The following is a 14,547-nucleotide window of genomic DNA, read 5'->3' as shown; positions in this document are numbered from 1 at the left end:
CAATTGCCTGAAGAAATTCAAGCTTTCATACTTCCACCGCCTTTCTCGGCAAATCAGCCGTTTGAACGACCCGCCGGTCCTGAAACACCCATCTAGAGGGCATTGCCTCGAGCCTTTGCGGATTGCCATGACCGTCTTCCAACTGAAGCAGCTTGCCTCCACCTCCGTCCACGCCGCAGCCGACGCGATCGGCTGGGACTACGATCGCGCCGAGCTGATCGCCGACGGCATCGTCCACGGGATCGGCCTGCTCGCGGGCATCATTGCCGCGACGGTGCTGGTGGTGCTGACGGCGGTCTATGCCGACGCCACCGACATCGTCGGCGTCTCCGTCTATGTCGCCGGCCTGCTCTCGATGCTGGTGCTGTCGGCGACCTATAATCTCTGGCCGGTCTCGCCGGCCAAATGGCTGCTGCGCCGCTTCGACCATTCCGCGATCTATCTCTTGATCGCCGCGACCTACACGCCGTTCATCCTGGAGCTGAAGGACAGCGTGTTCGCTCTGGTGCTGCTGGCCGGCGTCTGGTGCGTGGCAATTCTCGGCATCGTGCTGAAGCTGCTCTATCCCGGCCGGTTCGACCGCGTCTCGGTCGGCATCTATCTCGCGATGGGCTGGAGCGGCATGATGCTCTACGATGCCGTGGTCAGGGCGTTGCCCACGCTGGTGCTGGGCTTCATTCTTGCCGGCGGCCTGCTCTACAGCTTCGGCGTGATCTTCCACGCCTGGCGGCGGCTGCGCTTTCAGAATGCGATCTGGCACGGCTTTGTCTTGGCCGGCGCGGCATGTCATTATACCGCGGTGCTCGACCTCGTGTTGAGCTGAGAAGTTTCCGCGAAGCGGTATAAGACGAGAGGAGACGTCGCATGCAGGTGACCGGCAAGGTCGTGGTCGTCACGGGCGGCGCAAACGGCATCGGCAAGGCGCTGTGCGAGGCCTTTCACAATGCGGGCGCGGCCAAGGTCGTGGTGGCGGACATGGACGCCGCCAATGCGCGAGCGGTCGCCGCCATGGTCGATGGCGCCGCGTTCAAATGCGACGTCGCGCAGGAAAAGGACATCGTCCACGTCATCGAGGAGACCGAGCGGCAGTTCGGCCCGATCGCGCTGTTCTGCTCCAATGCCGGCATCGGTGGCGGCTTCGACCCGATGTCGGAGAATGCCGGCGGCGCTTCCGACGAGCCGTGGCAGCGCAGCTGGGCGATCCACGTCATGGCGCATGTCTATGCGGCGCGGCATCTCGTCCCCCGCATGAAGGCGCGCGGCGGCGGCTATTTCCTCAACACCATCTCGGCCGCCGGCCTGTTGTCGCAGGTCGGCAGCCCGGCCTATTCAACGACGAAGCACGCTGCGGTCGGTTTTGCCGAGAATCTCGCGATCTCGCACAAGGCCCACAACATCAAGGTCTCGATCCTGTGTCCGCAGGGTGTCGACACCAACATGCTGCGCTCGATTCCCAAGGGCCCGCAATCCGGCGACGGCGACCTGACGCCCGAGCAAGTGGCGAAAGACGTGCTCGCCGGCCTCGAGCAGGAGACGTTCCTGATCCTGCCGCACCCGCAAGTGCTCGGCTACATGCGCAAGAAGACCGAGAATTACGACCGCTGGATCGGCGGCATGGCCAAGATCCAGGCGAAGATGCGGGAGGAGTTCGGGAAGTGACCGTCAGGTGCTCCCACGCTAGACACTGTCATGCCCCGCGAAAGCGGGGCATCCAGTACGCCGCGGCCTGTCGATTGAACCACTGACGTCTCGGAGTACTGGATCGCCCGGTCAAGCCAGGCGATGACACCGAGAGTGTGGTTACGCCACCGTCTCCTCCCCCACCCGGCTCGCGCGCAGCGCCTGCGCGTAGAGCATCATGCCCTCGCGCACCGTGCGCTGATCCGCTTCCGTCAGCGCCGCCAACGCGCCGCGTACCTGCTGCCGGCCGAACGCGTGGAGGGCCTCCAGCGTGCGCCGGCCCTTCGCCGTCAGCGACAGCAGCTTGCTGCGCGCATCCGCCTCGTCCGGTGTCTCCCTGAGCTCGCCGCAATCGACCAGCTTGCGCACCAGGCGGCTGACGCTGGATTTCTCCAGCCGCAGGAAATCCCCGAGCTCGCCCGAATTCATCGGGCCGCGGATGCCGATCTCCAGGATGGTGTGGACTGCCGAGGGCGGATAGCCCGAGGCCGCCACCGTGGCTTCCATGAAGCCGAGCTCGCGCACCATCAGGCGCGAGGCGGCGCGGATGTCGTCGATCAGCGAAAGCTCGGCCATCTTGACTCCGCTCATATAGTTGTACCATACAACTATATGAGCGCAACGGCGCGCGCAAGCGTTTGGAGTGGATCATGAGCGAAGCCTTGCCGGCAGGTCAGCGGATGAACGGCAAGGTCTGCCTGGTCACGGGCGGCGGCAGCGGCATCGGGCGCGCGACGGCGCTTCGGATGGCTGCCGAAGGAGCGGAAGCGGTCGTCGTCGCCGGCCGGCGCGAGGCCGAGATCGAGGCCACCGCCGCCGCGTGCCGCGAGCTCGGCACGGAGGCGATCGCGCTCAAGACCGACATCACGAAGGAGGACGAGGTCGCGCGCCTCGTCGGAACAGCCGTCGCGCGCTGTGGCCGGCTCGACGTTGCCTTCAACAATGCCGGCTTCCAGGAGCGCCGCGCGCCGCTGGAGGAACAGGCCACGGAGATCTACGACAGCGTGTTCGACACCAATGTCCGCGCGCTGTTCCTCTGCCTGCGCCATCAATTACCGGCGATGCTGGCGCAGGGGCGCGGCAGCATCGTCGTCAACACGTCCGTCAGCGGGGTGCGCAATCCCAATCCCGGCTTTTCGCTCTACTCGGCCTCGAAGGCTGCCGCGATCTCGCTGACGCGCTCGGCGGCGATGGAGAACGCACCGCGCGGCGTTCGCATCAATGCCATCGCGCCTGGCCGCGTCGTCACCGACATGATGCTGCGCGCCGGCGTCGGCGATGTGGCAACGGTGAGTGCGGGATTGCCGCTGCGGCGGATGGGCAGCCCGGAGGAGGTCGCCGAGGCCGTGGTGTGGCTGTCAGCGGACGCCTCGTCCTATGTCGTCGGGCATGTGCTGGCGGCGGACGGGGGATTTTTGGCGTCGTGATGTCGTAGCCTGGATGGAGCGCAGCGCAATCCAGGGCCGACTCGCTTGTGGCAGGATTCCCGGATTACGCTGCACTCCATCCGGACTACGACACGGTCAGTGCTTCTGCCCGTACAGCACCGGCACTGCGGAATCCACGACGACCTCAACGAGGCTCGTGCCCGCATACGCCATGCCGCGCTTGAGCGCTTCGCCCAGCTCCGCAGCCTTCGTCACCCGCACCGCATGACAGCCCATGCCCTCGGCAAGCCGGACGAAATCGATCCCCGGCAGCTCCAGCCCCGGCACGTTCCTCACCTGCATCACCTGGCTGAACGAGCGCATCGCGCCGTAGCCGGAATTGTTGATGACCACGACGGTGAGCGGGAGCTTGCGCTGCACGGCGGTCCAGAGCGCCTGGATCGAATACATCGCCGAGCCGTCGCCGATCAGGCATACCGTGCGCTGCTTCGGCTTGCCGAGCGCCATACCGACGGCGGCGGGTAGAGAATAGCCGAGGCCGCCGCTCGACATGGTGTAGAAACTGTCTTGGCCGCGCATCGGCAGGAATTTTTGCATCGCCGGCCGGTGCGAGGGCACTTCCTCGACAAGTGATGCGTCATCCGGCATCGCCCGCGACAGCGAATGCAGCAGGAATTCGACCGGCAGCGGATCGGCGGGCTGCGGCGCCGGCGGCAGCGTGCGGCCCTTCGGCGCGGCGCGCTTGCTCTCCGGCAGCAGGTCGAGCAGCAGGCTCAGCGCCGGCTTCATCGTCGCGATGATGCTGGTGCCTGATGGCGTCACCGCGGCGGCATCCGCATCATCGGTGATCTGGAAGATGGTCGCTCCGCCGTCGAAGATCGCGGCATGGCCCTCGACATGGAAGGTGAACACCGGCGCGCCGATGACGACGACGACATCGTGCTCGCGCAGCGCATCGGACAGCTGCGCCGGCGAGGCATGCAGGAAGCCTGCGAATTGCGGATGCCGCTCGGGGAACGAGCAGCGTGCCGAGAACGGGCTGACCCAGACGCTCGCCTTGGTCTTCTCGGCGACGCGCACCATCAGATCCACCGCGCCGGCGCGATCGACGCCCGGGCCGACGACGAGCGCAGGGTGTTTGCTTGAGGCGAGCGCCGCAACCAGCGCCTTCATCGGCTCCAGCTCAGGGCCGATCTCGCGGCTCACTTTCCGCGCCTCGACCGGCGCGCAGGCATGGGCCCAGTCGTCGATCGGGATCGACACGAAGGTCGGCCCGCACGGCGGCTGCATCGCGGTGTAATAGGCCCGCGCGATCGCGGCGGGCACGTCCTCCGGCCTTGCCGGCTCGACGCTGTATTTCACATAAGGCCGCGGAAACTCGGAGGCGCGCTCGGCATAGAGAAACGCCTGCAAGGGCAGGATCGAGCGCGCCTGTTGGCCTGCGGTGATCACTAGCGGGGTCTCGTTGCGATGCGCGGTGTAGATGTTGCCGAGCGCGTTGCCGACGCCGGCCGCCGAATGCAGGTTGACGAAGCCGGCATTGCGCGTCGCCTGCGCATAGCCATCGGCCATGCCGACCGCGCTGGCCTCCTGCAGCGCCAGCACGTAGTCGATATCGTCGGGCCAGTCGCTCAGGAACGGCAGCTCGGTCGAACCAGGATTGCCGAACACCCTGTCGATGCCGAAGGCGCGCAAGAGATCGAGCGTCGCCTGCTTCACGGTGACGGGCTTGCTGCCGGTCTTGCCGTTCCTGGCCATTGGTTCCGTCCCCGTGTTGTTGATTGAGGGTAGCAGCCTCACCCCGTCATTGCGAGGAGCGAAGCGACGAAGCAATCCAGATCATCTCCGCGGAGGGATTCTGGATTGCTTCGCTACGCTCGCAATGACGGGAAGAAACAGCGGAGGCTCACCACACCGCCGTGCCCTTCATCGTCGGCTGCCCCTCCGCGTTCGCGGTCCACAGCTCCATGCCCGCCTCGGTCTCGTTGGCGTTGACCGAGAACTCCGTGCCTTCGAACAGCGGTTGCACGCCGCGATACGAAAACTTCTTCGGCGCCTTGCCGCCGCGAAGCTTGGCCGCCATCTCGACGATCAGCGCCGCCTGCAGCGGACCGTGGAAGATCAGGCCCGGATAGCCCTCGACCTCAGTGACGTAGTCGCGGTCGTAATGGATGCGGTGGCCGTTGAAGGTCAGCGCGGAATAGCGGAACAGCAGCACGGGATCCGACACATGCGTTTCGCGATGCTGCGCCCGCGGCGGCGGAGGCGACGCCTTGCCGCCAGCCGGCGCGCGGCCGGTCATCTCGCGATAGACGATGTCCTGCCGCTCGCGGATCGCCGTGCCTCTCGGCGAGGAGATGCTGTGCTCCACCGAGACGAAGCAGAGCGTGCCGGTCGAGCCCGATTTGACTTGCACGTCGGCAATGCGCGAGGTTCGCGTCGATTCATCGCCGACGCGCAAGGGCTGCAAGAACTCGATCTCGCCGCCGGCCCACATCCGGCGCGGCAGCGGCACCGGCGGCAGGAAGCCTCCGCGGGTCGGGTGGCCGTCGGGACCGAGCATCGACATCGGAAACACCGGCTGCGCCAGGCACCAGTGCACCGTGAACGGCGCAGCGTCGCCCGCCTTGGGCTCGCCGACCTCCTGGAACAGCGTCGCGCGCAGGCCCTTCACGAGCTGCGCGGTGACGATGTCGGTGGCCTCCTGGCTGCGGCCGATCCATTGCCTGAGATGATCGATGTCGAGCTTCTCGGTCATGACGCCTCGCTCTCTTTACTTGGACTGGGGACGCTCGCCGATGGCGGGCACGGCGCCGTAGCTGCGCGTCTCGCCGACGATGATCGGCGCCGGCGCGGGATAGCTGACGCGGCCGTTCGGCGTGTCGACCTCGATCCGCCGCAGATGCGGATGGTTGGCGAGGTCGGCCATGGTGTTGACCTCGGCGAATGCGATGTCTGCGTCCGAGAGCCGCTTCAACAGCTCGTCGCGCGTCATCCTGCCGAAGATGTCGGCCACCGTCGTGTCGGTGAAGTCGCGGTTGCGCACGCGCTCGACCATGTTGGCGACGCGGGGATCGGCCGGCAGGTCCGGCTGATCCAGAACCTTCGCGCACAGCGTCTTCCACTCGCGCTCACTCTGGATCGAGATCAGGATGTCCTTGCCATCCTTGGAGGTGAAAACGCCGTACGGTGCGATCGACGGATGCCGCAGGCCCATGCGCTTGGGCGGATTGCCGGCTTCGGCATTGAGCAGCGGCACGGTGCACCAGTCCGCCATCACGTCGAACATGGAGATGCGGATGTCGGCGCCCTTGCCGGTGCGCCCGCGCGCGATCAGTGCCTCCAGGATTGCGGCATGCGCGGTGGCGCCGGTCGCGACGTCCACGATCGACATGCCGACGCGCGAGGCGCCGTCGGGATTGCCGGTGATCGAGGCGAGGCCGCTCTCGGCCTGGATCAGCAGATCATAGGCCTTGCGATGAGCATAGGGACCTTCGTCACCATAGCCGGTGATGGTGCACGAGATCAGCTTGGGATAGTCCTTCAGGAGCCGCTCGCGCGAGAAGCCGAGCTTGTCCATCGAGCCGGGTTTCAGGTTCTGGATCAGCACGTCCGCACTCGCGATCAGCTTCTCCAGCTCGGCGCGGCCTTCCTTCGTCGTGAGATCGACCACGAGCGATTGCTTACCGCGGTTGAGCCAGACGAAGTAGCTGCTCTGGCCCTTGGCCGCTGCGTCATAGCCCCGGGCGAAATCGCCTTCGGGCCGCTCGATCTTGATCACCTCCGCGCCGGCATCCGCCAGGCGCGACGAGCAGAACGGCGCCGCCACCGCCTGCTCGACCGCAATCACCCTGATCCCGTCCAATGCTCCCATGACCGCAACCTCAGTACGAGCGCGGCATGCCGAGCACGTGCTCGGCGACGAAGGACAGCACGAGGTTGGTCGAGATCGGCGCCACCTGGTAGAGCCGCGTCTCGCGGAACTTGCGCTCGACGTCATATTCCTCGGCAAAGCCGAAGCCGCCATGGGTCTGGATGCAGGCGTTCGCCGCTTCCCAGGACGCATCCGCCGCCAGCATCTTGGCCATGTTGGCCTCCGCGCCGCAATCGAGCCCGGCCTCGTATTTGCGCGTGGCTTCCTTCACCATCAGCTCGGCCGCGCGCATCGAGGCGTAGGCCTTGGCGATCGGAAACTGGATGCCTTGATTCTGGCCGATCGGCCGGCCGAACACGGCGCGCTCCTTGGCGTAGTTCGTCGCCTTCGCGATGAACCACTTGGCGTCGCCGACGCATTCGGCCGCGATCAGGATGCGCTCGGCATTCATACCGGACAGGATATAGCGAAAGCCCTTGCCTTCCTCGCCGATCAGGTTCTCCGCCGGCACTCTCATGTCGGTGAAGAACACTTCGGTGGTGGCGTGGTTCATCATGGTTCGGATCGGGCGGATCTCGAGACCGTTGTTCTTGGCCTCGCGCATGTCGACGATGAACACCGACAAGCCATCGGTGCGCTTCTTGACCTGGTCCTTCGGCGTGGTGCGCGCCAGCAGCACCATCAGGTCGGAATGCTCGGCGCGGCTGGTCCAGATCTTCTGGCCGTTGACGATGTAGCTGTCGTTGCCGTCCTTGCGCGCGAACGTCTTCAGCGAGGAGGTGTCGGTGCCGCTGGTCGGCTCGGTGACGCCGAAGGCCTGCAGGCGCAACTCGCCGCTCGCGATTTTCGGCAGGTATTTTGCCTTCTGCTCGGCATTGCCGTGCCTGAGCACCGTGCCCATCGTGTACATCTGGGCGTGGCAGCCGCCGCCGTTGCAGCCCGCGCGCTGGATCTCTTCCAGGATCGCCGCGGCCGCCGACAGCTTCAGGCCCGCGCCGCCATATTCCTCGGGGATCAGCACCGAGAGATAGCCGGCCTCGGTCAGCGCATCGACGAACGCCTTGGGGTAGGCCATCTCGCGATCGAGCTTGCGCCAATATTCGCCCGGGAACTGGGCGCAGAGCTTGGCTACGGCCTCGCGGATGTCGGCGTAATCTTCGGCGTGGTGTTCTTGACTCATGGCGTTTCCAATTCTTAGCGGCAGTTAAGATAACGCCGGCCAACCCATGGGCGTTGTGAAAACAATGCCCGCCCCCTATGCTCATTTGTTATAGCGTATGGAGTAGCCTTCCAGGATTGGCAAGCATGGATTTCCGGCAGCTCAGGACCTTCAGTTGCGTGGCGGAGCTCGGCAGCCTGTCCAAGGCCTCCGACACGTTGCGCGTGGCGCAGCCGGCGCTCTCCCGGCAGATCAAGCTCTTGGAACACGAGCTGCGCACCGAACTCTTCACGCGCAACGGCCGCGGCATGGTGCTGACCGAGGCCGGCCGCCTGCTGCTCGCACGCACCTCCGGCATCGTGCGGCAGATCGACCAGATCCGCGACGACATCCAGTCGGCCAAGGGGCCGCCGTCCGGGCAGGTCGTGCTCGGCCTGGTTCCGACCGTCAGCTGCGTGCTGTCGGCGCGCTTTGCGCGGCGCTGTGTCGAGAAATTTCCGGGCATCTCGCTGCGCATCGTTGAGAGCTATAGCGGCCATCTGGTCGAATGGCTGCATCGCGGCGAGATGGACCTCGCCATCCTGTACGGCCGCTCGGCCGACCTGCATCTCAACGTGCAGAGCCTGGGGCGCGACAATATCGTCGCGGTCGGTCCGCGCGGCTGCGGCTTGGCGCGCAAGAAGAGCGTCGACATCGGCTGGCTGCTGCGGCAACGCCTGGTGCTGCCCTCTCATTCCCACGGCCTCCGCGCGCTGATCGAGCACGCTGCGGCCCAGCGCAAGATCAAGCTCGACGTCCAGCTGGAAGCGGACTCCTTCCGCGTGCTGACGAGCCTGGTCGAGGAGGGCCTCGGCTTCGCGCTGCTGCCGCCGTCCTCGGTCCACGGCGAGGTCGCGGACGGGCGGCTGGAAACCGCACCGGTATCCAAGCCGATGACGCGCGAGCTCATTTTTGCCTCTCCAATCGACCGCCCGGCCTCGACGGCCTCGCTCGCCATCACCGCGCTGCTGCGCGAGGAAGTCGCCGCCTGCCGCAAGGAAGGCGTGTGGGACATCCGGCTGAGTTAGATGGCGTGTGGTAGAACAGCCCCGCGCGGTCGTGCCTTCGCATCTGGTGCGAGCTGTCATGCCGGAATTTTATAACCGGGCTACGGGGGGAATGTGGGTGTGGCGAACAGATGCACCCACAACCGTCATTGCGAGCGTAGCGAAGCAATCCAGGAATCCCTCCGCGGCGGCAGTCTGGATTGCTTCGTCGCAAGAGCTCCTCGCAATGACGGAGGAGAGAGCCTACGACGGCCAATGAGAGCCTACCCCGGAATCCGCACCGGCAGCGTCTCATATCCCTTGATGAAGCTCGAATAGATCCGCTTGGGCTCGCCGACCACCTCGATGCGGTCGAAGCGCTTCAGCATCTCCTCCCAGACGATCTTGAGCTGAAGCTCGGCGAGGCGCATGCCGACGCAGCGGTGGATGCCGAAGCCGAAGGAGAGATGCGTGCGCGGGCGCGGGCGGTCGATGATGAACTCGTTCGGCTTGTCGAACATCTCCTCGTCGCGATTGCCGGAGACGTACCACATCACGACCCGGTCGCCCTTCCTGATGTGCTTGCCGCCGATCTCCGTGTCCTGGAGCGCAGTACGCCGCATATGCGCCAGCGGCGTCTGCCAGCGGATCACCTCCGGCACCATGGAATCGATCAGCTCCGGATTGGCGCGCAGCTTGTCGTATTGCTCCGGGTTCTCGTTCAGCGCCAGCACCGAGCCGGTCATGGTGTTGCGCGTGGTGTCGTTGCCGCCGACGATGAGCAGGATGATATTGCCCATGAGGTTGTCGGGGTCCATGTGGCGCGTGGCCTCGTTGTGGGCCATCAGCGACAACAGGTCGTTGCGCGGCGCGGAGTTGACACGCTCGTTCCACAGCTTGGACATGTAGGCGTAGCACTCGTCCATCTCGCGGCGGCGTTCTTCGGCGGAAGCGACGATACCGCTCTTGGGCAGCGCGGTGGAAACGTCGGACCAGCGCGTCAACTTGCGCCGCTCCTCCCAGGGGAAGTCGAACAGGGTCGCCAGCATCTGCGTGGTCAGCTCGATGGAGACGCGCTCGACGAAGTTGAACGTCTCGTTGCGCGGCAGATTGTCCAGCACGGTCTGCGAGCGCTGGCGGATCAGCTTTGCCAGCTCGTCCAGATGCTGAGGGGTGAACATCGGCGACACCGTCTTGCGCTGCGCCGAATGCCGGGGCTGGTCCATCGCGATGAAGCTCGGATAGTCGTAGCCTTCCGGCACGTCGCGGATCGAGATGCCGCCGAGCTTGGAGTCCGAGGAGAAGATGCCGTGATTGGTGTCGACATGCATGATGTCGTTGTACTTCACCACCGACCAGTACGGCTCGATCGGCGCGTTGGTGCAGTAATGCACCGGCTCTTCCTTGCGCAGCCGCTCGAACCAGGGCCACAGCGTGTCGTCCTGGAACAGCCGGGGCGCGCCAGGGTGGAATTGCGACAACGGCGTCGCATAGGCCTCCTCGCGCGCCTTCCGCATGCGTTCGGCCTTGTCCACTTTAACCGGCGCTTGGATGTTCATGATCGTGGCTCCGTTGCGTTCGACTCACGCAGCAATCTTCACCGGCAGCGTTTCGATACCCTTTACAAAACTCGAATAGACCCGGGTGGGTTCGCCGACCACATCAATATGGTCGAACCGCTTGAGAATTTCCTCCCAAATAATCTTGAGCTGGAGCTCTGCGAGCCGCAGGCCGACGCAGCGATGGATGCCGAAGCCGAAGGAGAGGTGCGTACGCGGGCGGGCGCGGTCGATGATGAACTCGTAGGGCCTGTCGATCACGTCCTCGTCGCGGTTGCCCGAGACGTACCACATCACGACCTTGTCACCCTTCTTGATCTGCTTGCCGCGGAACTCGAAGTCGGAGAGCGCGGTGCGGCGCATATGCGCGAGCGGCGTCTGCCAGCGGATCACCTCCGGCACGAAACTGTCGAGCAGGTCAGGGTTCTCGCGCAGCTTGCGATATTGCTCCGGATGCTGGCTCAGCGCGAGAAGCGAGCCCGACATGGTGTTGCGCGTGGTATCGTTGCCGCCGACGATCAGGAGGATGAGATTGCCGAGGAAGTTCTTCGCATCCATGTCGCGCGTAGCAGTGCCATGCGCCATCATCGACAATAGGTCGCTCTTCGGCGGCTGTTCGATGCGCTCCTTCCACAGCCTCGAGAAATAGGCCGCGCATTCGGCGAGTTCGGCCATCCGCTCGTCCTCGGTGGCGACGAGACCGTCCGGGCCGGGAATCGTGGTGGCGACGTCCGACCAGCGCGTCAGCTTGCGGCGATCCTCCCAGGGGAAGTCGAACAGCACCGCCAGCATCTGCGTCGTGAGCTCGATCGAGACGCGATCGACCCAGTCGAACACCTCGCCGCGGGGAAGATTGTCCAGACACTCGGCCGAGCGCTTGCGGATATTGATGGCGAGATTGTCCAGGTGCGTCGGCGTGAACATCGGCGCCACGGTCTTGCGCTGGGCGGCATGGCGCGGCGGGTCCATCGAGATGAAACTCTCACGGCGCAGATCCGGATCGATGTCGCGGATGGTGATGCCGCCGAGCGCGGAGGCCGAGGAGAACACCGCATGGTTGGTCTCGATCTCCATGATGTCGTTGTAGCGCGTCACCGACCAATACGGCCCGAACATCGAGTCCTTGCAGTAATGCACGGGATCCTCGCGGCGCAGCCGGTCGAAATAGGGCCAGAACGTATCGGTCCTGAACAATTCGGGGTCGCCGGGATCGAACTGCTCCAGCGGCAGCGACATGGCGCGCTCGCGCAAGGCGTCGAGCTTGGCCGCGCTTTCGATGGTCCCATGCATGACCGTTCTCCCTGGATATGAACCGCGCGTCGTTGAATTCTGCGCTGCGGTATTTGATTTGCAATTACAGCCGGTTGTCTGCGCCGGGGCAAGGGAGAGTTTTGCCTCATCCAGCCTTCACGAGCACGTTGCACGATCGTCACGGCGCCACGAGAACGTGACCTCCCGCACGTCGAACGACAGAGAATCGTGCGAGAAACCCGCTGGAATCGAGCTAAATCGAACCCGCTCATCTTGGGGATCGACTAACCTCTGATCTATAGTTTGGCCGGAACAGATCCGCATCCCGAGGTTGCCGCCGTGAACGACATGCAATGGACCCCGATCGGGTCCGAACCCTTGCCCCCGCCGCTGCCGGCGACGCGGGTCGATTTCTCCGGCAGCCGCTCCGAGTTCCGCAAAATGGTCACCAAGGGTGCCATGCTCGAGCTCGTGACCTTCGGCTTCTACCGGTTCTGGCTCGTCACCGACATCCGCCGTCATCTGTGGACGCACACCGCGATCGATGGCGATGCGGCCGAATACACCGGACGGGCCAAGGAGCTCCTGGTCGGCTTCCTGTTCGCGCTCGCGATCCTGGTGCCGATCTATCTCGCCTATTTTCTCATTGGCATCGAGTTCGAGCGCTGGCAGGCCTTTGCCTCGACGCCGCTGTTCATCGCCTTCTACGCCTTCGGCCAGTTCGCGATTTTTCGCGCGCGGCGCTACCGGCTGACGCGCACGGTCTGGCGCGGCGTCCGTTTCTGGATGGACGGCTCGGGCTGGGCTTACGCGTTTCGCGCCATGCTGTGGGGCTTGCTGGTGCTCCTGACGCTCGGTCTCGCGCTGCCCTGGCGCGCGGCGGCGCTCGAACGCTACAAGATGCGGCACACCCATTACGGCGATCTCCGCGGCGATTTCGACGCCGACGGCTGGACCTTCTTCAAGCGCGGCTGGTGGCTCTGGCTGCTCAGCCCGATCGCGCTCCTCATCTTCCCGCTCGCACCGTTCTTCTACGCCGAGTTCAAGGCGCGCGAATGGCGCTGGTGGCTCGACGGTATCCGTATCGGTGGCGTCAGCTTGTCCTCGGAATTGCCTCATGATGCTTTCTACGGCCTGTACTGGAAAGTGATCGGCTGGTGGATGCTGCTCACGGTCGCGTTCGCAGCCTATATGGGCGGCAGCGCCTTCCTGGTCGTCTCGCTCACCGGCGTTTCCGCCGAAGAGATCTTCGCCGGCGACAATGCGACGAAGAGCATCCCGATGGTGGTGATGATGGTGATCGGCTATTTCGCGCTCGCTCTTGCCATCAACATCGTCATGCGGGTCTATCTTCAGCGCGATCTCTGGGCCAAGGTGCTGGAGACCGTCGAGGTGCACAACATCTGGGCCGCGGCGGACGTGCGCGGCAGCGGTCAGCTTGCCGGCGCGCTCGGCGAAGGCTTTGCCGACGGACTCGATGTCGCGGGATTCTGAGCTGTGAGTGACGTGTTTGCCGAGACCCCGGCGCAGTCGGAGAGGCCGACCATCTTCTTCGACGGCGTGTCGAGCCGCAGACGGCAGGTGACGCTGACGCTCAGTGATGCGCTCGAGATCGCCGAGGACGGCGCAACGCCTGTTCGCTGGGCCTATGCCGACCTTCGCCGCGCCGACAGTCCCCCCGGAATCCTGCGCCTGGCTGCGACGTCTGCACCGCCTCTGGCCCGGCTGGAGATCCGCGATGCCGTGCTCGCCGCGGACGTAGCCGCGCGCTGCACGCGTCTCGACGAGCACCGGACGACGCGCAGCGGCGTCGCGAAAATCGTGGGCTGGTCGGTTGCCGCCACCGTCTCCATCGTCTGCGTCGTCCTGTTCGGCGTTCCGCTCGCCGCCGACCGACTCGCGCCGCTGGTGCCGAAGCCCGTGGAACGGCGCATCGGCGATGCCGCCGAAGTGCAGATGAAGACCATCTTCGGCCGCGGCGTGTGCGAAGACCCCGCGGGCAAGGCCGCGTTCACGAAGCTCGTCAACCGCCTGCGCGATGCGGCCGGCCTCGACGACACAATGACGGCCGGCGTGCTGCCGAGCTCGATACCGAATGCCTTCGCGCTGCCCGGCGGCAAGGTGTTCGTGCTGAAGGGCCTGCTCGACAAGGCCGAGAGTCCCGACGAGCTCGCCGGCATCCTCGCCCACGAGCTCGGCCATCTCAAGCATTACGACAACATGCGCGGCCTGATCTACAATGGCGGCACCTCGTTCCTGATCGGCCTCTTGTTCGGCGACATCACCGGCTCCTCGGCCGTGATCTTCGCCTCGCGCAGCCTGGTCGAAGCGTCCTATTCGCGCGAAGCCGAGACCGGCGCCGACACTTTCGCGATCGAGATCATGCATGCGCTCGGCCGGTCGCCGAAGCCCGCGGCCCAGCTGATGTTCCGCATCACCGGCAAAGAGGGCGGCTCCGGCCTGACGAATATCCTCGCCAGCCATCCGCTGACCGAGGACCGCCTCGCGCGCATGACGAAGGAGGACCGGCCCGCCAGCGGCCCGCCGCTGCTGACCGACAAGGAGTGGCAGGCACTGAAGGGCATTTGCGGCAGCGGGAAGGTGTGACGGC

General features: G+C 65.3%; 13 protein-coding genes. 6 read left to right on the top strand and 7 right to left on the bottom strand.

Annotation, left to right across the window (positions count from 1 at the left end; genetic code table 11):
- Window positions 1-127 precede the first annotated feature (127 nt).
- Window positions 128-823 (top strand): hemolysin III family protein, encoded by a 696-nt coding sequence (locus I6F17_RS13310; protein ID WP_225129182.1) that lies wholly within the window; start codon window positions 128-130, stop codon window positions 821-823.
- A 41-nt stretch (window positions 824-864) separates the two neighbouring features.
- Complete coding sequence (locus tag I6F17_RS13305) at window positions 865-1,659, top strand: SDR family oxidoreductase (protein ID WP_036036098.1); 795 nt, start codon at window positions 865-867, stop codon at window positions 1,657-1,659.
- 141 nt (window positions 1,660-1,800) lie between these two features.
- Here I6F17_RS13305 and I6F17_RS13300 read toward each other — a convergent pair whose 3' ends face one another.
- Window positions 1,801-2,256 (bottom strand): MarR family winged helix-turn-helix transcriptional regulator, encoded by a 456-nt coding sequence (locus I6F17_RS13300; RefSeq protein WP_225129184.1) that lies wholly within the window; start codon window positions 2,254-2,256, stop codon window positions 1,801-1,803.
- Between the two features lie 74 nt (window positions 2,257-2,330).
- On the opposite strand from I6F17_RS13300, the gene I6F17_RS13295 reads away from it, so the two are divergent.
- Window positions 2,331-3,107 (top strand): glucose 1-dehydrogenase, encoded by a 777-nt coding sequence (locus tag I6F17_RS13295; RefSeq protein WP_225129186.1) that lies wholly within the window; start codon window positions 2,331-2,333, stop codon window positions 3,105-3,107.
- 96 nt (window positions 3,108-3,203) lie between these two features.
- On the opposite strand, the gene mdlC is transcribed toward I6F17_RS13295, so the two are convergent.
- The 4 genes from mdlC to I6F17_RS13275 form a co-directional block, all read right to left on the bottom strand.
- Window positions 3,204-4,826 carry a benzoylformate decarboxylase gene (gene mdlC, locus I6F17_RS13290; protein WP_225129188.1) on the bottom strand — a complete coding sequence of 541 codons (1,623 nt, stop codon included), beginning with the start codon at window positions 4,824-4,826 and terminating at the stop codon, window positions 3,204-3,206.
- A 148-nt stretch (window positions 4,827-4,974) separates the two neighbouring features.
- Window positions 4,975-5,826, bottom strand: coding sequence for a MaoC family dehydratase N-terminal domain-containing protein (locus I6F17_RS13285; protein WP_225129190.1), 852 nt, complete (start codon window positions 5,824-5,826; stop codon window positions 4,975-4,977).
- 15 nt (window positions 5,827-5,841) lie between these two features.
- Window positions 5,842-6,942, bottom strand: coding sequence for a CaiB/BaiF CoA-transferase family protein (locus tag I6F17_RS13280; RefSeq protein ID WP_225129193.1), 1,101 nt, complete (start codon window positions 6,940-6,942; stop codon window positions 5,842-5,844).
- Between the two features lie 10 nt (window positions 6,943-6,952).
- Complete coding sequence (locus tag I6F17_RS13275; RefSeq protein ID WP_036028627.1) at window positions 6,953-8,122, bottom strand: acyl-CoA dehydrogenase family protein; 1,170 nt, start codon at window positions 8,120-8,122, stop codon at window positions 6,953-6,955.
- A 125-nt stretch (window positions 8,123-8,247) separates the two neighbouring features.
- Here I6F17_RS13275 and I6F17_RS13270 point away from each other — a divergent pair, with 125 nt between their 5' ends.
- Window positions 8,248-9,168 carry a LysR substrate-binding domain-containing protein gene (locus I6F17_RS13270; protein ID WP_225129195.1) on the top strand — a complete coding sequence of 307 codons (921 nt, stop codon included), beginning with the start codon at window positions 8,248-8,250 and terminating at the stop codon, window positions 9,166-9,168.
- 242 nt (window positions 9,169-9,410) lie between these two features.
- Here the strand turns inward: I6F17_RS13270 and I6F17_RS13265 are convergent, their stop codons facing one another.
- A complete protein-coding gene (locus I6F17_RS13265) occupies window positions 9,411-10,685 on the bottom strand; it encodes a cytochrome P450 (protein ID WP_225129197.1) in 1,275 nt (424 codons plus the stop codon).
- Window positions 10,686-10,709: 24 nt separating this feature from the next.
- A complete protein-coding gene (locus I6F17_RS13260; RefSeq protein ID WP_036009721.1) occupies window positions 10,710-11,975 on the bottom strand; it encodes a cytochrome P450 in 1,266 nt (421 codons plus the stop codon).
- Window positions 11,976-12,284: 309 nt separating this feature from the next.
- Here I6F17_RS13260 and I6F17_RS13255 point away from each other — a divergent pair, with 309 nt between their 5' ends.
- A complete protein-coding gene (locus I6F17_RS13255; protein WP_193375050.1) occupies window positions 12,285-13,430 on the top strand; it encodes a DUF898 family protein in 1,146 nt (381 codons plus the stop codon).
- Window positions 13,431-13,433: 3 nt separating this feature from the next.
- Window positions 13,434-14,543 carry a M48 family metallopeptidase gene (locus I6F17_RS13250; protein WP_036036124.1) on the top strand — a complete coding sequence of 370 codons (1,110 nt, stop codon included), beginning with the start codon at window positions 13,434-13,436 and terminating at the stop codon, window positions 14,541-14,543.
- Window positions 14,544-14,547: the final 4 nt, after the last annotated feature.

This window comes from Bradyrhizobium sp. NBAIM18 (assembly GCF_020193825.1).
In the GTDB taxonomy this organism is placed as follows: Bacteria; Pseudomonadota; Alphaproteobacteria; order Rhizobiales; family Xanthobacteraceae; genus Bradyrhizobium; species Bradyrhizobium yuanmingense.
This window is presented reverse-complemented; position numbering and strand designations above follow the sequence as displayed.

Coding starts and splice junctions, on each gene's coding strand:
- I6F17_RS13255 (WP_193375050.1), top strand. CDS start 12,285: ATGCAATGGACCCCGATCGGGTCCGAACCCTTGCCCCCGCCGCTGCCG.
- I6F17_RS13305 (WP_036036098.1), top strand. CDS start 865: ATGCAGGTGACCGGCAAGGTCGTGGTCGTCACGGGCGGCGCAAACGGC.
- I6F17_RS13285 (WP_225129190.1), bottom strand. CDS start 5,826: ATGACCGAGAAGCTCGACATCGATCATCTCAGGCAATGGATCGGCCGC.
- I6F17_RS13260 (WP_036009721.1), bottom strand. CDS start 11,975: ATGCATGGGACCATCGAAAGCGCGGCCAAGCTCGACGCCTTGCGCGAG.
- I6F17_RS13300 (WP_225129184.1), bottom strand. CDS start 2,256: ATGGCCGAGCTTTCGCTGATCGACGACATCCGCGCCGCCTCGCGCCTG.
- mdlC (WP_225129188.1), bottom strand. CDS start 4,826: ATGGCCAGGAACGGCAAGACCGGCAGCAAGCCCGTCACCGTGAAGCAG.
- I6F17_RS13280 (WP_225129193.1), bottom strand. CDS start 6,942: ATGGGAGCATTGGACGGGATCAGGGTGATTGCGGTCGAGCAGGCGGTG.
- I6F17_RS13275 (WP_036028627.1), bottom strand. CDS start 8,122: ATGAGTCAAGAACACCACGCCGAAGATTACGCCGACATCCGCGAGGCC.
- I6F17_RS13270 (WP_225129195.1), top strand. CDS start 8,248: ATGGATTTCCGGCAGCTCAGGACCTTCAGTTGCGTGGCGGAGCTCGGC.
- I6F17_RS13265 (WP_225129197.1), bottom strand. CDS start 10,685: ATGAACATCCAAGCGCCGGTTAAAGTGGACAAGGCCGAACGCATGCGG.
- I6F17_RS13295 (WP_225129186.1), top strand. CDS start 2,331: ATGAGCGAAGCCTTGCCGGCAGGTCAGCGGATGAACGGCAAGGTCTGC.
- I6F17_RS13310 (WP_225129182.1), top strand. CDS start 128: ATGACCGTCTTCCAACTGAAGCAGCTTGCCTCCACCTCCGTCCACGCC.